A 20,441-nucleotide genomic window follows, 5' to 3' on the forward strand; every position below is an offset into this window, starting at 1 on the left:
TCATCCTGTAGAACGCAAAAAAAAGACGCTAAACCCGGTGTTTAGCGTCACATCATATTTAATAGGTCCGAAATTCCTCATCACCAGGAGGGACGAGAGAGATCCGGATAACATATACAAAAGCACAAACGAGAACTCCGGCAACTACGCTCATCACCATCACTCCATCCCTAATTATTACTCTAAAAGGTGTGCATTGATTAATTTAATAATATCATAATTCAAGCAAAAATGCATCGCGTCTTGTAACCGCTTTCCGCATTTTTTTGTGCTGTTTGTCCTCCTTTTGGCATACATCTAACCATAGAACTTGGAGGCGTTGACTATGCTCTTGAAGAAGATTTCCGGCCCCCTGCTAGGTCTCATCTTTGCCGGCTGCATCCTGCTGATGCTGGCTCATCCGGCAAGCGCTCTGGCTGCAGCGTTGCGCGGGCTGGCCATCTGGTGGGACGTGCTGTTCCCCTCTTTGTTTCCGTTCTTTGTCATTTCCGAAATCATGCTCGGCCTCGGCATAGTTCATCTCTTCGGTGCGCTGCTGGACCCTTTGATGCGTCCGATGTTCAATATTCCCGGCAGCGGCGGATTTGTGGCGGCCATGGGATATGTATCAGGATATCCAGTTGGTGCCAAATTAACCGCAAAGCTGCGGGAACAGGGCCTGGTCAACCGGGTGGAAGGGGAGCGCCTCGTTGCGTTCACCACCTCCTCCGATCCTATTTTTCTGCTGGGTGCCGTATCGGTCGGTTTTTTTCATGATGCTTCTTTAGGACTAGTCCTGGCGCTTGCCCATTACGGAGGGGGCTTGATCGTAGGCCTGCTGATGTCCTTCCATGGACGGAAAGAACATACATTGTCCGCTAAAAATCAGACTCCCCCTAGTGGACAAAACTCCAGGCGGCTGCGCATGGCACTGAGCTCCATGGCCGAAGCCCGGCGCAGGGACGGGCGGAGCTTCGGCGAGCTGCTTATGGGTGCTGTGCAATCCTCACTGCTGCTTATTATTGTCGTAGGAGGGCTGGTTGTATTCTTCACCGTGCTGATGGAGCTGCTGGCCCGCGCCGGAATCATGTCGACACTGTTCGGACTGACAGACCGTATTCTCTCTCTGGCAGGGTTCCCGCCTGAATTGTCGGCGGCTCTGGTCAGCGGCCTGTTCGAGGTTACCCTGGGCGCCCGTTCAGCCGGTGAGGCGACGGCTTCAATTCCGCTGCATTTCAAAGCAGCTGCAGCTGCTTTTATTCTCTCCTGGGGCGGATTATCCGTACATGCCCAGGTCGCAAGCATCCTGAATGGCACAGGACTGCGTTATCTCCCCTTCATGCTTGCCAGACTGGTTCACGCCTTTCTGTCAGCGGGCTTGCTGCTGCTGCTCTGGAAGCCCGTCATAAGCTCCGGGTTGTCAGAGCATTGGAATTCACTGCCTGCCGCTTCCGGGCTTGCTGCTCCCGCCTCTGCTTTCGTCTCCAGTCTAAGCCTGCTTGGCCTGCTGCTGGGTGGGGCTTTGCTGCTGTCGCTGCTTATAATGCTATCCGGCATAGCAGCGCGCACATGGCGGCGGCATTAATCCTGAAAGGATACTGAACAATATACGCAAGAAGGACAGTCTTTTCATCGCTCTAATATTGTGTTCCGGGTCAAGATTGATTATGATCGGTGTATGACTGAATCATACAAAGGAGCCTGTACATCTTGAGATATTATGTTCTGGACCGCGGAGACGAATTGTCCATTAAACTTGCGGAGCAATTTCACAAGCTGGCGGCGGAGCGGAACCTGGAGCTGGATGCCGAATCTCCTGAAATCGTCATTTCCATTGGCGGTGACGGAACTATGCTGCACGCTTTTCATACTTTTATCGATCAGATTCCCAATTTGGCTTTTGTAGGTGTGCATACCGGACATTTGGGCTTCTATGCGGATTGGCAAGCGGAAGAGCTTCCGACACTGATCGACTATATGTGCGGAGTGGGTGACTCCATGCCACATAAACCGCGTATCGTGCAGTATCCGCTGCTAGAACTGGAAATTCATAAAAAATCAGGTTCCACCTCGCATATTGCCCTGAATGAGTTCACCCTTAAAGGTGTTGACGGAACGGTGGTCATCCAGGTTGACATTAATGACGTTACCTTCGAGATGTTCCGCGGCGATGGCTTATGCCTCTCCACGCCATCAGGCAGCACCGCCTACAACAAAAGTCTTGGAGGTGCTATGGTACATCCGTCGATTGAAGCGCTGCAAATTGCCGAAATTGCATCGATCAACAATCGTGTGTTCCGTACGATGGGTTCGCCGTTGCTGCTGCCCAAGCATCATCACTGCGACATCTTTTCCCGCAAAGACCAGCGCCTGCTGCTGACGATTGACCATAACAATATTCCAGTGGATGACCTGGTCTCCGTCCGTTGCCAGGTATCCGACAAAAAAATCAGCTTTGCCAGATACCGCCCGTTTCCTTTCTGGAACCGTGTCCGTGAAGCCTTTCTGGTCTAGGGAGCTGGTCCTAACTTCAGAGGTGGGAAAGCCGGGAATGCAACGACATTCCCGGCTCTTTTATGCTTGGGGGCGTTTAACAAACTCCTCTATTACAGCTAACACAAGTTGATAGACAGGGAGAATTTCCATTGGTATAATGAACCTATTTTACATAGTTATGTTTATTTTAAAGGAGAGAATAACCGTTGAAAAAATTAATATCTTTATTAGGCACCAGCCTGTTGGCACTTGTGCTGGCAGTCCCCGCTTTTGCTGCAGAACAACCGATTAAGGTCTATATTAACGGCAGCAATGTTTCATTCACTGCGGGTACTCCTTACCTTAAGAATAATACTGTACTCGTTCCTTTCCGTGTCATCTTCGAAAAGCTTGGACTTCAGGTGCTCTATAATGCCCAGACGGGAACCATCAACGGCACCAGCTCCTCGCTTAAGCTCAGCCTCAAAATCGGCAGCAACCGGGCTACCCTGAACGGAACCGTCAAAAAAATGAGTACAGCGCCCCTCTCCATCGGCGGCACTACTTATATTCCTTTGCGTTTCATTGCTGAAGCTACCGGCGGCACAGCCGTCTGGGACTCTGGCAGCAGAAGCGTCAAGATCAAAGCCGCTGTGTCCACTGTCACCGACGAGAAGGATATTACGGCCTTAATTCATTTGGCCAATCAATATTATAATACTGAACAAGCCAGTCGCTTTTATTCGCTTGTGGATGCAGGTGAGGACGTTACGGGAATGGTAGCCGATATGGATTCATCCTTTGAGCTGTATGATGTCAAGAATACAATAGAAAGCCTCAAGGTGCTGCAAATCCAGGGAAATGAAGCGACTGCCGTCACGGTTGAGAAAGCTGTTCGAACCGGCGGCGTTTATATTCCTGACGAGAACATTGAATATTTGTATGAGCTCGTCCGTAAGGACGGGAAATGGAAGATCGCCTCGATGGAGGTGCAAGACAGAACGGTGCTCCTGACCCGTGAACAGGGAATGACAGCAGCAGTGCTGCCGCAAGCTACAGCAACAACCATCAAAGATAAACTCAGCAAGTATTATCAATATATGAGCGCTGAGAATACGGATGCTATCTCCGCCCTGATGACCTCATACGGGGAGGAGTACGATGCGGCAACAAAGTCGGATATGCAGGACTATTTTGATACCTATGATCACCGCTATACACTGGATAACTCGAATATCTTCTATTATTCTAACGAAGAAGCCGCTGTGTATGCGGAAACCACCATTAAGGATGCCGATAGCGGGGAGAGCTACAAGCAGTCACTCATCTTCCTCTTTGTGAAGTCAGAAGAAGGTGCGTGGACGGTTGACGAAACCTATAACCTTAGCTTTGATGGTGATCAATCATAATCTTAAGACAGACAGCTGTAATGCATCATCAAATATAATAAAAAAGGGCGTATGCACTTATGAAATCCGGTAAAATCATGTCGGCCGTTCTTAGCGGCTGTCTTGCGTTCTCCCTCCTCTTAGCACCTGCTGCTTCAGCGGCAGAGAGCGCACAGACCGATTCAAACACGGAAATTATTAACGAAATTATGGACTATATTGAATCCTACAACGTGGAAGGGGTAGACAAGGATACCCTGATCCGTGGTGCAATTGACGGAATGATCTATACGCTCAATGATCCTTACAGCATGTACCTCGACAGTGACGAAGCCGCTGAATTTCAACATCAGCTTGAGCTTGAATATGTCGGTATCGGTTTTTCGCTGGCGAGAAATGGGAATGAAGTGTACATTGAAGAAATCACCCCCCGTTCTCCCGCCGAACAAGCGGGTCTGAAACGTGGTGACGTTCTTCTGAAGATCAACGGTACGGCCATCGATGATCTTGAGGCCGATCCCTTTAGCGCAGCGCCGGGCAGCAAGCTGACCCTAACAGTCAACCGAAGCGGAGCGGCCAAATCCGTTAACGTAACCCTGAAAAGTATGGTAACAACCTCTGTCACCGGCAAAATTGTCGGCCAGAAAATCGCCTACATCGCATTAAGCGGCTTCACGCAAAATGCCGACAAGGAATTCTCCGCTATGCTGGATAAGATGCGGGCAGCTGGGATGAAATCGCTCGTGTTGGATCTGCGCAATAACGGAGGCGGCTATATTGATGTTGCCAAGAACATTACCGCCAAGTTTATGGAGTCGGGCATTATGATGTACACCTCCGACCAAAGTGGCGCTCTGACTCCGGAAATTATAAAGGGTGGCAGTAAAATCGGCGTGCCTGTCGTCGTCCTGACGAATGAAAACTCCGCCAGTGCCTCCGAAGCCTTGACCGGCGCTCTGCGCGATAATAAGATCGCGACTATCGTCGGTACCCGCACATACGGCAAAGCCAGAATTCAAAACCTTGTGCCCGTATCCAACGGCGGAGAACTAAAGCTCACGACTTTAAAGTACCTGACCCCGAACAAGGAGGACTTTAACCAGATCGGCCTGAAGCCGGATATTGAAGTCCAAAGCAAAACCGCGCAGCTGATTACCGCCCTGCAAATTGCCGGAATGACCAACATTACTGCGTCCGGAGATAACCATATTCTGAACATCAATGGAAGTCCTTTTGCCGGAAATGTCGGTCTCTTGAAGCAAGGAGACAAGGTTTATGCTTCGGCACGCGTGCTGGCCACCCTTGTCGAGAGCGATGTTACTTGGGATGCCAAGAACAAGAAAGTGCTCGTCACGAACGGAGCCGGCAGCATCTCCAGCTTCGCCTTAGCCTCCAAAGAAGCCCTTTCCCAGAATGATGAGACCTACATTGAACTCAATGCATTCAAGAAGAAATTCCCTGCGCTAACCTGGAGCTACGACGCCGCACTCAAACAGTTGAAATTATCCGTTAAATAGCGGATTATATCGCACAGCAGAAACAAAAGAATGCCCCGCCAGCCATGTATGTATGGCTGCGGGGCATTCTTGTTTTATACCAATCCCAGAACAGACGACAGTTGCCGCCTTTGCTTAGTTTGAAGAATTCTGGGGCGGGTTCTGTGGATTCTGCGGGTTCTGCGGGCTTTGCTGGTTCTGCTGCTGTCTGCCCTGAAAATCTTTATTGCCTTTTTTGTCTTTATTCCGGTGGTTCCGGCTTTGATGTTCCCGCACAGGTCTATCCTTAGACGAATGATCCCTGCCGTTTCCGCCAGTACCCTTGTCCCGGGCCGGGTTAGAGTAAGAAGATTTCGATTCCCGCTGCTCTTTAATTACAGCATCCGGTTCAGCCGGCTCTTGTTCAAGGTCTTCCTCCAGCGCCGGCTCCGGTATTTCTTTAATCAAGATATCCTTGAATGTGCCTTCCTTCGGCTGCTCTTTCAATTTATGCAGAACAAAATAGGCACAGCCGAAATTGCAGTATTCATTAATGTAATCCACCATACCTGAAATAGCTGTATCCCGGTTCACCTTCGGATGGTTGTCCCGGTAAAAGCCTTTCAGACGTAATTGGCTGTATCCCCAGTCACCGATAATATAATCGTAACGGTCCAGCACCTCGCTGTATCTCCCGCGAAACGCCTCCGGATTCCAGCCGTCCTTATGATCCAACATGAGCTCGTAGCCTTTTCCACCTATAACGATCAAGCGTGTGTCGCCTGCCTTTCTTTTGCATAATGGGAGCGGGGGCGTTGATAAGCCGCCGTTCCGCGGAATTTCGAATTTCCGGCCGCTGTAGTTGTCCGATTTCTTCATCTTAACCGCCATGCGGTTGAAATCGGACAACAAAGGCGAACGCTGGCGCTCCTCCAATTTCGAAATTCAGCTCCACGGCTCCATCAACGCGTGATGGGGTGGACCTACAACATTAACCCAAGGGCCTCTGATCGCCTACGGCTCACAATCGGCCCTTTTCCCTCTAAAACCTAAAACCTTAAAGACTAAAGACTAAAGATAAACCCTGTGACTCCGTCACGAAGGCAATTTTGTTTCCCTAAATTTTAATTATTACTGTGAAACTGAACGCTCCTCACGGGCTTTTGCAGCGGACTTGACCTGCTCATGCGCACGATAAGAGCTGCGGACGAGCGGACCCGCTTCCACATGACTGAAGCCCCGTTTCAGTCCTTCTTCCTTCAGCAAAGCAAATTGCTCCGGCGGATAATATTTCTCCACATTTAAATGCTTAGGGGAAGGCTGCAGGTATTGCCCTAATGTCAATATATCACAATCTGCCGCCCGCAGATCATCCATCGCCTGAAGTATTTCGTCCCATTCCTCTCCAACGCCTAGCATGATGCTGGATTTGGTAGGAATATCTGGTTTGATCTCCTTCGCCCGGCGCAGCAGCTCCAGAGAGCGGCGGTACTTGGCTCTGGCCCGCACACGGTCCGACATCCGCTCTACCGTCTCTATATTATGGTTTAGGATGTCCGGGCGGCTGTTCATTACAATTTCCAGGCTGTCCCGGTCTCCGAGAAAATCCGGGATCAGTACTTCCACACTGCATAGCGGAAGACGTCTTCGAATAGCAGCAACAGTCTCGGCAAAAATCGCCGCACCGCCATCCTTCAAGTCATCGCGGGCCACGCTTGTCACCACACAATGGTTAAGCTTCATGCCTTCTGCAGCTTCAGCAACACGCTCCGGCTCCAGCAGGTCCAGCTCCGTGGGCAGACCTGTATTCACGGCGCAGAAACGGCAGGCCCGTGTACAAATGTCTCCCAGGATCATAAATGTAGCCGTACGGTTCGCCCAGCATTCATAAATATTGGGACAACGTGCTTCCTCACATACGGTATGTAAAGTTTTGGATCGCATCATGCCTTTAATATCCTGATAATTATCACCGGTTGTTAACTTGATTTTAATCCAGTCCGGCTTGGGTTGTTTGGCTGTTCTATTAGTCAAAGTGGTGAACCCCGCTTTCGCCTGAATATAAGTTCCATGGTTAAAAAGTTGCTGCCTCATATTATATCATGTGCCATTAGCAATTGCCTGTTTTTGTGAAATTCAACTTGCAAACTTGATTGCCCTGTACTTCAGATAGACATCAGCTCTTTCTGCAGGGTATTTGTTCATACTTGGTAGCTTTAGACAAGTACGGATAAAAACATCCCTTTTGCTTCAAATTAAAAGAAAAAGAAGTGCATCTGTCAATACCTGCCCGATGTATTGTACAATTCCACGGCGGAACTTAGGAGGTTATTATCATGCTGGCCCCATTCAGAAATTATAAAAAAGTGATCACCGTATCCTGCTTGTCGGCTGCCCTATTGCTGTCGGGCGGCGGGGAAGCGGCTGTTGCAGCCACCCGGGGGCATAACCTCCCGGCCGTCAAATCCAGCGGCGTTCCTGCCGGCAGCAAGGTGAATGATGAGGCTGCACGCAAGGAGCTTTATGAGCAAATGAGTGCTGCTACCGGCATTCCCTGGTTCAGATTCGCTGCCATTGACCAGTATGAGCGGACGATCGCTAAGAAAAAGGGAGGCACGGAAGTATCCGCTTCTTCCCGTCTTACCAGCATCGCCATTCCTGCACCGGTATGGTCCGGTCCGCTGAATCCGGATCAGGCCGATAAATCGCCTGATTCCATCAGCTTCTTCGGCGGTTTCGGGCAGGACGGGTCCGGGGACGATCTTGCCGATCCCGCAAATGATGCCGATGTGCTCTACAGCATGGCACGCCACCTTCTGAATTATGGAAACTCTGCGAATGACTTCAACATTGCAATTTGGGAGTATTATCATAATGGCCGCGCGGCCCAGCGGGTGGCGCAGTTCTCTAAGCTGTATGAGCATTTCGGACGGCTCGACCTGTCAGGCAGCGCTTTTCCGCTGCCTGTCGGAACGATGTATGCTTACCGCAGTACCTGGGGCACCGGCAGAAGCTGGGGAGGTGCGCGCATTCACGAGGGAACGGATCTGTTCACCCCGCACGGAATGACTGTGCGCAGCACCTGCTTTGGAGTAGTGGAGACCAAGGGGTGGAACCGCTTTGGCGGCTGGAGAATAGGCATTCGCGATATCGAGAACCGATATCATTATTACGCCCATTTGGCCGGGTATGAGAAATCCATCTCCCGCGGAGATATCGTCACACCCGGGCAGACTCTTGGCTGGGTCGGCAGCTCGGGGTATGGCAAACCCGGAACTCAGGGCAAATTCCCTCCCCATCTGCATTACGGCATCTACCGCGACCGGGGAATTACAGAGTGGGCCTTCGATCCTTATCCTTTGCTCAAGCAATGGGAGAATCAGGAGTACCGGACACTTAGGAAAAATAAGAAAAACAAATCATGAACCTGAGCCCGGCCGTATGATTTCATCCGCACCGTTCGGCTAGTTCAACATCAGGCAGCCGAACGGTTCAATCTCCACAAGAATCCGTTTGGCATTCCGGATGGTCCTTCCACTCAACAAGTCAGTCAGTTCATTTGGGTCAGGGCGGAAACTGCTCAGCTCAAGCTGATAATGATTTGGGGAGTTGTTGAGAATCAGCCCTATTGGGTCCTGATCACCCCGCCGCACAAAGCCGAGGACATTACGCGCCTCATCAGTGAACCAGGGGCGGAATGCGCCTTTTTGCAGGACGTTATGTGCTTTCCGCAGGGCAATCAGCTCCTTATACCAATTGCGCAGTTCCTCATTCTGCTCCTGCCTGTGCCAAAGCATCGGTTTTCTGCAGTGCGGATCGGTGGCCCCTTCCATTCCGACTTCATCTCCGTAATAAATCATTGGCAGGCCAATATAGGTCATCTGAAAAAATATAGCCAGCCTCATCCGCTGAAGGGCTGTACCCGCCCGGTTCCAGCCGCGGCCGCCTTCCTTGCAGGCTGTCAGAAACCGCTGGGTATCATGGCTGCCAAGCAGCTGGAACATTGCCGAGTTAGCCTGATCATTGCAGAGTGCTTCGATATGGAGCAGCTGCTCCATGAACCGCTGCGGGCCCGTGGATTGTTCCGCAAAAAATTCCAGCACCGCATCGCGCAGCACATAATTCATCCCGCCATCAAACTGGTCACCCCTTAACCACGGGCCTGAAGCATGCATGATTTCCCCAATCAGCAACAGTTCAGGAAATTCATCCTTCAGTTCGCGGCGGAACCGCGACCAGAACAGCGGATGGACCTCATTGGCCACATCCAGACGCCAGCCGTCAATTCCCGCTTCACGTATCCAATGCTTAGCCACACCGAGCATATAATCAGCAACCTCAGGATGATTCATATTCAGCTTGGGCATTTGGGCTTCGGCCTTTGCGAAGGTCTCATAGGTTGGAACCGGAGACTGCTCAACCGGATAGGAATGGATAAAGAACCAATCCTTATACCGCGAATTCTCCCCATGTTCAAGCACATCTCTGAAAGCAAAAAAAGTATCGCCGGAATGGTTGAACACAGCATCCAGCAGCACCTTGATCCCGTGGCGGTGTGCCTCAGCGACGAGCTCCTTAAGCTCCTCTGCTGTACCAAAATCAGGATCAATCTTGTAATAGTCCGATGTATCATATTTATGCTCTGAAGGAGATTCAAAGATAGGTGTCATGTAGATGGCGGTTACGCCGAGTTCCTGCAGATAGGGTATTTTTTCTGTAATTCCCTGCAGTGTTCCACGGTTATAGCTGCTGGGATATATCTGATAGACAATGGCTCCGCTCGTCCATGAAGGCAGCTCCAGCGCCTGGTCGGCATGCAGATAAGCGTATTGAAAAGACCCGGCACGTTCGCGGTTTTGGGACTCTCCCCGCTCCCCGTACCATGTATAATCACCCGCAGGATTTTTTACATAGAACAAATATCTGCATTTGCCGGTTTCCGTCCGGATTACCGCCTCATGAATCTCATAGGCGCCGGCTGAACCGATTTTCTCCATAGACTGCGGCTGTTCACTGCCCGGGGAATCATAGCGGTCGGAGTGAACCACAGTACAGCTTAAATGCTGTCCGGCAGGCACAAACAGCCGCAATTTCAGGGCTCCCGGTCCAGCGGGAAAGGCAAAAGGATCTTCTGACGTATGGTACAAAAACCAGTGGTTTGACATATTTTTTAATCTCCTTTTTATTATCAGTCCCGGAATTTCCCGGACAAACTCAACCCGTTAGGGAAACCGGTTTCCTTCATAAAAATTACCATGTGCTGTATACGTTGTCAATGCAAATCAACTCTATAAATAAGAAAGAGCCTGCTTCACACTCATCGGTGAAAGAGGCTCTGCAAGCGGCGCTTGATATATTATTTTCACATACTATTCAGGAAGCCCCTGAGCGCTCGATAAACTGCAGTACTTCGTTCATGATCCGCTCACTGTCATCGCAATGGCAAACCATATGACCGCTGTTCTCCACCATCAGCACCTGTTTGCAGCCGGAAGGAATGGTCTGCTGCAGGTAACCGGCGCTTTTGGTCTTCACCAGGTGATCTCTTCTGCCCTGCACGATCAAGGTCGGAATCTCGATGCGCGGATAGACCTCAAAGCTTTCGCGGACCAGCCGCTGAAATTCCCGGGTGGCCTTCGCCGGCGTCGAGCCGAATTTGCTGAAATAATTCCTGAGCATGGCTGGGCTGCCCAACGTTCTGAGAATCTCAAGCACGTTCAGCGGAAACACAGGCGCCGACAGCAGCGTAAGCGACTTAATCCGGGCTTGGTATTGTACCGAAAGATGGGAAGCGATCAACGCTCCGGTAGAAAAACCAATAAGATGAACGCTCTCCGTCTGGTTCAGCAAACTCTTTAATTCATCTTCGGCACTTTGCCGCCAATCATGCCTGTCCGAGTGAAGCAGATCTTTTCTGCTGCCGCCGTGCCCTTTAAGCGTGAAGGTCCTGGAATGGTAATTATGCTGCTCCATAAACCGTGACAACGGAGAGATTTCGTGTTCTCCCCCGGTGAAGCCATGAATAAACAAACAGCTATCCATAACCATTCCTCTTTTCGTATAGATTTTTTTAAAGCTATATAGATTGAACTTATAATTCTTATATTTTGGGATTGGCCGTGACTCCAGAGAATGTTTGGACTTCCGGCCGCTGTTAGGTTTCGATTTCCTGAATTTAACCGCGAATCGCGGTAGAAATCCAAACCTAAAGGCGGACGCTGTCGCTCCTACAGTTCCAAGATTCCCCTCCACCACTTTTCCCTACATGTAATTCTCAAGTTCAATCTATATAGGTTTATATGTATCTACCTTATTTTAACCATTTTAACCATTTTAACTTATAATTATCAAAATTCCCCCACTTCTAAAGTGGTGGGAGGAATGTCAACGGTCTTCTTTCATTGACTAATCCAACCTAAATGGCCAGAATAGAAGTATTCAGTCGTATCATATAAAAGGTTGTGTTATCAATGGAGTTAGATTCAATAACCATTCAGTGTTTTCACTTCATTATCATCTTATTCTAGTCTATTCAGCCCAATTACAATATCAGGCTGCAAGAATGGAATCATGGCAAGGATCATGTTCACGTTCTTATGAAGGCTCATCCCAATAGCGAAATTCCCAAATTCCTCAACGCTTATAAAAGTGCTTCCTCTCGACTGATCAAGAAAGAATACCCTATTATTCGTAAACAACTGTGGAAGGAATATTTCTGGTCGAGAAGCTATTGCCTTATAACGACTGGTGGAGCGCCTATGGATGTCATCCGAAAGTATATTGAAACTCAAGGTGAGAAATGAGGTGAACCGGTGTTAATTGCTTATAAATATCGAATCTATCCCAATCATGAACAACAACAGTATTTGGCTAGGGTGTTTGGTTGTGTTCGCTTCGTCTACAACAAAATGCTTGCGGATAAAATCGAATATTATAAACAAACAGAAAAGATGCTTGTGAACACTCCTGCTCAATATAAGAAAGAATTCGTATGGCTAAAAGAAGTGGATAGCCTGGCACTAGCGAACGCTGGGCTGCACTTGGATAAAGCCTATAAAAATTTCTTTCGGGAAAAGAACATGGGATTTCCTAAGTTCAAAAGTAAAAAAACGAATAGGCATAGCTTCACAACGAACAATCAGAATGGAACGATCTCTATCCGTGATGGACATATCAAGATTCCTAAGCTAAAGACTAAGATAAAAATCAAGTTGCACCGTCCATTCACTGGACTCATCAAATCCTGCACCATCTCCAAGACTCCATCGGGTACATACTTTGCTTCCGTTTTGGTTGAAACAGAACTAACGGCTTTGCCGAAAGCTGAAAAGAAGATTGGCGTGGATCTAGGACTGAAAGAATTTGCGATTACTTCGGGTGGTGAGGTGTACGCCAATCCTAGACATCTTCGTAAATCTGAAAAACGATTAGCCAAGGTGCAAAAAGAGTTGTCGAGAAAGAAGAAAGGGAGCAAAAACCGATATAAAGCAAGGCTCCAGGTTGCCAAACTTCATGAAAAAATATCGAATCAGCGTAAAGATTTCTTGCACAAAACGTCAACCCAAATGATACGCGATAACCAAGTAATCGTTATGGAAGACTTGCGTGTAAAGAACTTGCTGCAGAATCACAAATTAGCTAAAGCCATATCAGAAGTATCTTGGAGCATGTTTCGTTCGATGCTCGAATATAAGGCTAACTGGTACGGCAGACAATTGATTATTGCACCAAAAAACTTTGCAAGTAGCCAATTATGTTCCTGCTGTGGCTACAAAAACGCAGAAGTGAAAAACCTTGCTGTACGTGAATGGACTTGTCCAGAATGTAGTGCACAACACGACAGAGATGTAAACGCAGCTAAAAACCTACTGAAATTAGCAATATAATATTGCAACGATTGGGCTAGGAACTAGCCTATAAGCTTGGGTAAACTTGGAGCAGTAGCTCTATTGACCAAGAAGCACCCACCTCTTAGGTGGTGTGTAGTTCACGAAAAATAAACCTCAACGTCCAATCGTTAAGGTTCACTTCATCATTATGTCATTAAATGCCGGTTACCGCTCCCACCACATCAAGCCCAGTGCCGAGGTAATGGTAAGCCCCACGGAAGAGCTTGAGGAAGTTACATTGGCGCTGATTGCGCTGCCTGGAGGAACTACAATGCTGCCGGTAAATACCTGCGTGAATACGCCTGGGGTTAATTGATAGGTGGATAGGGTCGTCCCCCCGCTGATTGCCGCTGTAGAGGACTGCACCGTCATGCTGCTGGCTGCGGTGCTGGCCAAATTATTGTTCACCGGAGTCAAGGTTCCCGGCGTGGTTAATGTTCCTCCTCTAACTATGGTGAAGGTGCCTGACATGGCAGATAGTAATGATGATCCGCCAATGCTGCCGCTGATGTGTGAAATGAACACAGTCCTGCCGCTGAGTGCCGGATTGTTAATCCGGACAGAGATAATAGCAGAGCTCAAGCTGAGTATCACCGTCGCAGAAGCGGAAGCATTCGACGAAAATAATGCCGCATTCTCCGCCGCATTCATCTCAGGCGGTGCCGAAATGTCCGGTGAGCGGAAGGTGTTTGTCATTTCCACATAAACCGGCTGGTCATTCTCATTAAACACATAACGATTAGGCACTTTTCTCCCCTCCCCGTTCTAATATTCCCACCAGCTAATCCCCCCTGTAGCCGCTGAACTCCCTGTAGAAATGGTTAGCGTGATAGTCAGGGAATTACCCGGAGGCACAATAATTCTTCCGTTAAGTTCTACAATGACCGGACCTGCTGCCAACAATAAAGACGTCAAAGTAGCCGGACTGCCTGAAGGAGCCGCAGTAGCCGTACGGGCAGTCATTACACTGGCAACCGCACTTCCAAAGTTGAAATTGACCGGTGTAATCGCCGCCCCACCGACTGTCGCATTCCTTAACAGTGTCAATGTCACCGGGGATGTCGCCGTGCTGGCTGTGACCCTGGAGATGTATGCTGTACGCCCGCTGCCGGCCGGATTAAATACCTGAAGCACAAGAGGAGCAGCTGTGGTAACTGTAGAGGCAAAAGGGATGGCAAAGAACAAACCAGACAGGGCTGCGTCTGCCTCAGGAAAGGAGGCGACCCCTGGGGTAACATAGGTGTTGACCTGTTCGGTATACAGCGGCTGGCTGCTCGGGTTGAATACCGCATCATTCGGCATAACTCTATCCTCCCATCGTTCTAGCATATTCTCATATTATGCGGTTTTATCCGGCTTGTTTGGGAATCTGCGTATTTTGCTATGCGAACCCAGTCATCCTCTTCAATCCTCCATATATTAATATCACACCATTCGAATGGTTTATTTTTATCCGTACAGGCTGTGTTCTAGCAATGACGGAAGCAATAATGTTTAAGACCCAGACGACGGTTTGGGTCTTTTTACGAGTAAGCTTGCAGCTTCTATTCTATAAAGAAAGGATGAATAACTTTGCCGAACTTTAGTTCATTCCAGTCCAATCCGGATAATTTGCGCACGCTTATTTTCGGGCGGGACCCCGTCTCACTTAATGATCTTCCCCTTACTACAGATCCCAGCGGTAACCTGACCACAGTCATCCTGAATGGTACGATTACCAGCGTATTGGGGGCTACCATTACCGCCGGTACATTATCGTCGGCTGGTACAGTCACCAACCTGCTCAACGGTACAATCACCAGCGTACTCGGCGCTACTATTACCGCCGGTACGTTGTCATCGGCTGGTACAGTCACCAACCTGCTCAACGGTACGATTACCAGCGTACTGGGGGCTACCATTACCGCCGGTACATTATCGTCGGCTGGTACAGTCACCAACCTACTTGACGGTACGATTACCAGCGTACTCGGCGCTACCATTACTGCCGGTACATTATCTTCAGCTGGTACAGTCACTAATCTGCTTGACGGTACGATTACCAGCGTACTCGGTGCTACCATTACTGCCGGTACTTTATCGTCCGCTGGTACAGTCACTAACCTGCTTGACGGTACGATTACCAGCGTACTCGGTGCTACCATTACTGCCGGTACGTTGTCGTCCGCTGGTACAGTCACTAATCTGCTTGACGGTACGATTACCAGCGTACTCGGCGCTACCATTACTGCCGGTACGTTGTCATCGGCTGGTACAGTCACCAACCTGCTCAACGGTACGATTACCAGCGTATTGGGGGCTACCATTACTGCAGGTACGTTATCGTCCGCTGGTACAGTTACCAACCTGCTTGACGGTACAATTACCAGCGTATTGGGGGCTACCATTACTGCAGGTACGTTATCGTCCGCTGGTACAGTTACCAACCTGCTTGACGGTACAATTACCAGCGTGCTCGGTGCTACCATTACTGCCGGTACGTTGTCGTCCGCTGGTACAGTCACCAACCTGCTTGACGGTACAATTACCAGCGTACTTGGCGCTACCATCACCGCCGGTACATTATCGTCGGCCGGTACAGTCACTAACCTGCTTAACGGTACGATTACCAGTGTGCTGGGGGCCACGATTACTGCCGGTACATTATCGTCGGCCGGTACAGTCACTAACCTGCTTGACGGTACGATTACCAGTGTACTGGGGGCTACCATTACTGCCGGTACATTATCGTCGGCCGGTACAGTCACTAACCTGCTTAACGGTACGATTACCAGTGTGCTGGGGGCTACCATTACTGCCGGTACGTTGTCGTCCGCTGGTACAATTACCAACCTGCTTGACGGTACAATCACCAGTGTACTGGGGGCTACCATTACTGCCGGTACACTCAGCAGTGTGACCTCCATCTCGCAGCGCAGCTTTATTGAGCAGGCTACACTCGGAATTCCAACCTCCGATGTCTTCACGCCGCTGCCGGCCAATACAACGAGCGTGCTGGGTACCTACTCCTATTTCATCTTGAACACTGGAGCCAACCCTGTGAATACGCAGGTTGAGATCAGTGCGGATGGAACCAATTATTTTGTCGATACGACCGGTGACAATCCTTTGCCTGCTGGTTCTGTTGATGTCATCGTTCCGGCAAGATTCCTGAAATATACCCGTCTTTCTTATCAATCAGCGACCCCGGGTGCAGCTTCTACCATTAATGTCATTTTTGACGCTCAGGGAACGTAAGCAAAAGGTCCGTCATATCCTGTAGAGACAAAGAGTGCATGGTTGTCCATGTACTCTTTCTTTGGTTTTGAAGCCCTGCAAAGTACTTGGATCATGCTATGAACCGAATCCGCACTTTGAGGGTTATTTTGTCATAACCAGACTCTGCAGCTACATATGCCGGACAATCATCACCTCCCTCAACACAGAACTGAAGAAATCGCCTTCCAAAGGAGGAAAAACCGTGAATACCCCTACCCTTGGCGTTCATCTGATCGTCAAAAATGAAGCAGAACTCCTGCCCCGCTGTCTGGAAAGTCTGGCTGGAGCTGACGAGATTGTCATCGTGGATACTGGCTCGACAGATGATTCTGTTGCAATCGCCCGGACCTACGGAGCCAAAGTGCTCCTCAGGGAATGGGCCGATGATTTCTCGGAGGCGCGCAATGCCGGGTTATCCGCTGCCGGGACCGATTGGCTTCTGGTGATGGATGCCGATGAGATCCTGAAGACCCCTCTGCAGAAAATTATCGAATTACTTCGTGAGACTAAAGCCGAAGCATTCACAGTAGACATAGAAAACTGGTTTGGGAGCAGGCCCGAAGAGCGTTTAAACCACAGGCTGGTGCGTTTGTTCCGCAATCGACAGGAATACCGCTACAGCGGGAAAATCCATGAAGGCGTAGACGCCGCAATTATCAGCAAACAGGGTGTTTACGCAATCCAGGACAGTGACATCGGGGTTGTCCATTTTGGATATTTACCAGAGATGATGGCCCGCAAAAATAAAATCAGCCGCAATGAACATCTGCTGCGCCTCGCTCTTGCACAACAGCCGGAGGATGACTTCTACAGCTATAATCTGGCAGTGACCTGCTGTCAGAACGGCAATCCGGAGGAGGCGGAGCAACTACTGCGCCAGACCGTCAGCCGCGCTCCGCTTAAAGTCTCCTATCGTCCGGCCATGATCCGTGATTTATGCAAAATCTATCTCGCTCTGGGAAAAATGAGCGAGATCGATGCTTTGCTGGCAAGAGAACTGCAACGTTACGGGGATTATCCTGATTTGCATTTTATTCAGGGCCAGTCCTGGGAGAGTCAAGGTCTGCCGGAACGCGCCTTCCAGTCCTATCAGCAGGCAGCAGCACTCTGTGACAGTTCAACACGAAGCGGAAAATACGTCCGCGAACAAGGCATGTGCACCTTCCGTCCGCTGCACCGCATGGGTGTGCTCTCTCAGGAGCTTGGCCAGCTCGAAGAGGCGGCAAGGTATTTCCACCGCTCGCTTCAGCATTACTCCCTATATGCCCCGGCACTGCAGGGAATCGCCGCTGCCTTCCAGCGCCTTGCAGTACCGGATAATGACATTGCTGCACTGCTTGTCCAGCTTGTCCCGCTGGAGCAGGCAGCCGCAAGAACGGCAGTCATCACCACCCTGTTTGCGATTGGCGCTTACGAGGCTATAGCCGGATTGTCACAGGAGAGTTTTCCTTTGGAGCGGGATACACTTGTGTCTATCCTTTCCGCCTGGATCATTGCCGGGAAGGTTCAGGAGGCTGAGAATGCCCTTAAGGAGCATAAGACATCTCTAAGCGGCGAAAATGTGGATCAAGAATTATTACAGCAGTTGTGGAAGCTTGAGGCGATATGCCATTGGGAAATGGGAAAGCGGCTGCTTGATGTATCCGAACCCTTTTGCAAAAAAATATATGATATAGACCAACTTTTATCGTACAAAAGGGCCTATCCGTCTAAACTCACAGCTGAACCTGGCTTTGCTCCGCTCATAACCACACTTATTGAGCTGTCTGTGAAACTGCAGCGTTACGGGCTGGCTGCTTCTTTGGCAGAGCTATCTCCCGCACATACGGCGGATCTGGCTGCAGCATTGTATGAGGAAGGCAGATTAAAGGAAGCCGGGGAGCTGTTTATAGACCTGGCCTGCGACAAACGGGCAGAGGGAAAAGTTCTCTTTTATATCGGGGAAATGCTCTTTGACAAGGGCCATTATTCAGAGGCTGCCGGGTGGTTTCAACAGCTGCTGGAAGAATCACCCGGGAATGAAGCTGCGCGAATCGGCTTATCGCTCTGTTATCTTCAACTGGCGAGGCTTGGGCTGGAAGAGGTTGTGGAAAGCATTAAAGAGGATGATCCCCATAGTCCACTCCTGGAGGACATTGCCGCGATAAGAAATTCCATGGCCATACTGAACCGCACACCTTGGCATACGCAGTGGAGCTACCGTCAGCGCCAGGGAGGAACAACACCATGACCAAGCCGCGCCGCAAGCCGCTGATTTCGTTATGCATGATCGTTAAAAATGAAGCCGACAGTCTGGCCCAATGCCTAAAAAGTGTACACGGGGTAGCTGATGAGCTGGTCGTTGTCGATACCGGATCTACTGACAGCACTGTGCAAATTGCCCGTTCCTTCGGCGCCGCTGTCGTCTCTTTCCCCTGGAACGGAGACTTTGCCGCAGCCCGCAATGCAGGCCTGAAGATGGCAAAAGGAACGTGGATCCTCATACTGGACGCTGATGAAGAGCTCGATGCAGGAAGCAAAGAAGAACTGTTGCTGTGTGCGGAGCATACGGAGTATGAGGCGTTTTTCCTGCGGATTCATAATCATAAGGGAACCTCCCGCGCTTCGCAGACCATCACGGTGAATCCGATCCTGCGGATGTTCCGCAACCGTCCTCAGTACCGGTTCAACGGAATTATCCACGAGCAGATTGCTGGTGTTATCGTGGAGGCCACTCCCGCTGCCGCAATGCATCTGAGCACTGTGGTTATTCATCATTACGGCTATGCCGATGGTGTTGTAGCGAAGAAAGACAAGATCAGCCGCAACGTTGAGCTGTTGAAGGAGCAGCTGAGGCTGAACCCCGGCGATGCTTTTCACCATTTCAACATGGCTGTGGAATATATGCGTTTAGGGGAATATGACCCTGCTCTTCACCATATCCAGCGTTCGCTGGAGGAGGTCGAGCCGGATACAAGTTACGTCCATCTGCTGTATAAATACGAAATCCGCTGCCGGGCCGCCAAAAGAGAACTGAAGGGTGCGCTGGAAACGTGTGAACGGGGCATAACTTTGTTCCCCGATTACCCTGATCTCCATCATCTCAAGGGAGTCCTGCTGCTGCAGGCGGGAGCTTTTGCTGAGGCCAAAGCGGCGCTGCGCCGCGCACTGGACATCGGCGTCTCTCCTCCGGGCTACCACACGGAATCCGGATTCGGGACCTATTTGACCTATACTGCATTAGGGCAGCTATGCCAGGAAACGGGCGAAGATGGCGAGGCCATCGCCTGCTGCACACGGGCGGCTCAGCTTCATCCGGAGCCCGGCCCGCTTATTGCCCGCCTCCTGCGGATCTTCAAGTACAGCGGCCGTGAGCAGGAGATATCCGGCTGGTTGAAGGCCCATTTGCCCGATGCATGGGCCGCGCTGCACGGCAGCCTTCCGGCACTGCTGCTGAGGGAAGGCTGTTATACCACGGCAGCAGTGCTGCTGGCCGAAGTGGAAGCCGCATCGGCCGGGGTAACAGCGGGAGTTGATACGGCCGTGCTGGGCAGCGCAGAGAGCTCAGCCGTGCTGGAGGCAACGACGGGAGGAACAGCCGCGACGGATAAAGCGACGGCGACCAATAGGCTGGCTAGTCCAGCTCCGGCAGCCGCTGAGCGTGGAGCGGAGCGGGCTGCGGCAACGCCTGAGCATGCACCAGAGCCGGATATTGCCGCAGCTCCCGGCAACTCCTTATTAGAACTAATACACGGGGTGCGGACCATTCCAGCAGAACAGCTGAGCCAAGGGGATGTACTGTCCCTGCTGAACCATCCCTCTATTTGTAACCAGGCTTCTCCCGCATTTGCAGCCGCACCTGCCCTGCAGCTTAGCCGTTCCTGGATTTTGCTGGCCGACCGGGTGCTGGCCTCAGCTCCCGCTGCGCCCGTCTATGGTCCGGCAGTCCGAAGAGCGCAGATGGCGCTGCCGCTTCCCAGAGTTACAGATTAGGAAGG

The 20,441-nt window shown here is 50.4% G+C and carries 15 protein-coding genes and 1 pseudogene; 10 read left to right on the forward strand and 6 right to left on the reverse strand.

The annotated features are described in order from the left end of the window. Positions 1-325: 325 nt before the first annotated feature. The 4 genes from ylbJ (at position 326) to H70357_RS28125 (ending at position 5,359) form a co-directional block, all read left to right on the forward strand. Positions 326-1,564, forward strand: a complete 1,239-nt coding sequence (ylbJ, locus tag H70357_RS28110) for a sporulation integral membrane protein YlbJ (protein WP_038596201.1) — start codon at positions 326-328, stop codon at positions 1,562-1,564. Between the two features lie 125 nt (positions 1,565-1,689). Then, positions 1,690-2,493 (forward strand): NAD kinase, encoded by an 804-nt coding sequence (locus H70357_RS28115; protein ID WP_038596204.1) that lies wholly within the window; start codon positions 1,690-1,692, stop codon positions 2,491-2,493. 188 nt (positions 2,494-2,681) lie between these two features. Next, positions 2,682-3,863 carry a copper amine oxidase N-terminal domain-containing protein gene (locus tag H70357_RS28120; RefSeq protein WP_038596206.1) on the forward strand — a complete coding sequence of 394 codons (1,182 nt, stop codon included), beginning with the start codon at positions 2,682-2,684 and terminating at the stop codon, positions 3,861-3,863. Between the two features lie 59 nt (positions 3,864-3,922). After that, positions 3,923-5,359, forward strand: coding sequence for a S41 family peptidase (locus H70357_RS28125; protein WP_052092296.1), 1,437 nt, complete (start codon positions 3,923-3,925; stop codon positions 5,357-5,359). 114 nt (positions 5,360-5,473) lie between these two features. Here the strand turns inward: H70357_RS28125 and H70357_RS34850 are convergent, their stop codons facing one another. Continuing rightward, positions 5,474-6,253 carry a YutD family protein gene (locus tag H70357_RS34850; RefSeq protein ID WP_231578329.1) on the reverse strand — a complete coding sequence of 260 codons (780 nt, stop codon included), beginning with the start codon at positions 6,251-6,253 and terminating at the stop codon, positions 5,474-5,476. Positions 6,254-6,448: 195 nt separating this feature from the next. Then, entirely contained in the window at positions 6,449-7,351 is a 903-nt protein-coding gene (lipA, locus tag H70357_RS28135; RefSeq protein ID WP_038596209.1) for a lipoyl synthase, read from the reverse strand. Between the two features lie 302 nt (positions 7,352-7,653). Here lipA and H70357_RS28140 point away from each other — a divergent pair, with 302 nt between their 5' ends. Continuing rightward, positions 7,654-8,742, forward strand: coding sequence for a M23 family metallopeptidase (locus H70357_RS28140; protein ID WP_038596211.1), 1,089 nt, complete (start codon positions 7,654-7,656; stop codon positions 8,740-8,742). A gap of 39 nt (positions 8,743-8,781) precedes the next feature. Here the strand turns inward: H70357_RS28140 and H70357_RS28145 are convergent, their stop codons facing one another. Beyond that, positions 8,782-10,482 carry an alpha amylase N-terminal ig-like domain-containing protein gene (locus H70357_RS28145; protein WP_038596213.1) on the reverse strand — a complete coding sequence of 567 codons (1,701 nt, stop codon included), beginning with the start codon at positions 10,480-10,482 and terminating at the stop codon, positions 8,782-8,784. A 208-nt stretch (positions 10,483-10,690) separates the two neighbouring features. Next, positions 10,691-11,359 (reverse strand): alpha/beta hydrolase, encoded by a 669-nt coding sequence (locus H70357_RS28150; protein WP_038596216.1) that lies wholly within the window; start codon positions 11,357-11,359, stop codon positions 10,691-10,693. A gap of 428 nt (positions 11,360-11,787) precedes the next feature. Here H70357_RS28150 and tnpA point away from each other — a divergent pair. Together tnpA and tnpB are read left to right on the forward strand one after the other, a co-directional pair. Next, positions 11,788-12,120: pseudogene (gene tnpA, locus H70357_RS35510) on the forward strand (IS200/IS605 family transposase). Positions 12,121-12,129: 9 nt separating this feature from the next. Then, a complete protein-coding gene (gene tnpB, locus H70357_RS28155) occupies positions 12,130-13,203 on the forward strand; it encodes an IS200/IS605 family element RNA-guided endonuclease TnpB (protein WP_038596219.1) in 1,074 nt (357 codons plus the stop codon). 168 nt (positions 13,204-13,371) lie between these two features. Here tnpB and H70357_RS36105 read toward each other — a convergent pair whose 3' ends face one another. Together H70357_RS36105 and H70357_RS28165 are read right to left on the reverse strand one after the other, a co-directional pair. Then, positions 13,372-13,953 (reverse strand): hypothetical protein, encoded by a 582-nt coding sequence (locus H70357_RS36105; RefSeq protein ID WP_038596222.1) that lies wholly within the window; start codon positions 13,951-13,953, stop codon positions 13,372-13,374. Between the two features lie 18 nt (positions 13,954-13,971). Further along, complete coding sequence (locus H70357_RS28165) at positions 13,972-14,508, reverse strand: hypothetical protein (RefSeq protein ID WP_038596225.1); 537 nt, start codon at positions 14,506-14,508, stop codon at positions 13,972-13,974. Positions 14,509-14,778: 270 nt separating this feature from the next. On the opposite strand from H70357_RS28165, the gene H70357_RS36785 reads away from it, so the two are divergent. The 3 genes from H70357_RS36785 (at position 14,779) to H70357_RS34600 (ending at position 20,436) form a co-directional block, all read left to right on the forward strand. Continuing rightward, positions 14,779-16,443 (forward strand): DUF6385 domain-containing protein, encoded by a 1,665-nt coding sequence (locus H70357_RS36785; RefSeq protein WP_052092299.1) that lies wholly within the window; start codon positions 14,779-14,781, stop codon positions 16,441-16,443. A gap of 223 nt (positions 16,444-16,666) precedes the next feature. Continuing rightward, a complete protein-coding gene (locus H70357_RS28180; RefSeq protein WP_038596228.1) occupies positions 16,667-18,694 on the forward strand; it encodes a TPR domain-containing glycosyltransferase in 2,028 nt (675 codons plus the stop codon). Further along, positions 18,691-20,436 (forward strand): tetratricopeptide repeat-containing glycosyltransferase family 2 protein, encoded by a 1,746-nt coding sequence (locus H70357_RS34600; RefSeq protein WP_052092300.1) that lies wholly within the window; start codon positions 18,691-18,693, stop codon positions 20,434-20,436. Before H70357_RS28180 ends, H70357_RS34600 begins: the two co-directional genes overlap by 4 nt. The last annotated feature ends 5 nt before the right edge of the window (positions 20,437-20,441 follow it).

Source organism: Paenibacillus sp. FSL H7-0357 (assembly GCF_000758525.1).
Lineage (GTDB): Bacteria > Bacillota > Bacilli > Paenibacillales > Paenibacillaceae > Paenibacillus_AQ.

What these genes read in the sequence shown, in the direction of transcription:
- H70357_RS34600 (WP_052092300.1), top strand. Translation starts at nt 18,691, where the DNA reads ATGACCAAGCCGCGCCGCAAGCCGCTGATTTCGTTATGCATGATCGTT.
- H70357_RS28145 (WP_038596213.1), bottom strand. Translation starts at nt 10,482, where the DNA reads ATGTCAAACCACTGGTTTTTGTACCATACGTCAGAAGATCCTTTTGCC.
- H70357_RS28140 (WP_038596211.1), top strand. Translation starts at nt 7,654, where the DNA reads ATGCTGGCCCCATTCAGAAATTATAAAAAAGTGATCACCGTATCCTGC.
- H70357_RS28150 (WP_038596216.1), bottom strand. Translation starts at nt 11,359, where the DNA reads ATGGATAGCTGTTTGTTTATTCATGGCTTCACCGGGGGAGAACACGAA.
- ylbJ (WP_038596201.1), top strand. Translation starts at nt 326, where the DNA reads ATGCTCTTGAAGAAGATTTCCGGCCCCCTGCTAGGTCTCATCTTTGCC.
- H70357_RS28165 (WP_038596225.1), bottom strand. Translation starts at nt 14,508, where the DNA reads ATGCCGAATGATGCGGTATTCAACCCGAGCAGCCAGCCGCTGTATACC.
- H70357_RS28125 (WP_052092296.1), top strand. Translation starts at nt 3,923, where the DNA reads ATGAAATCCGGTAAAATCATGTCGGCCGTTCTTAGCGGCTGTCTTGCG.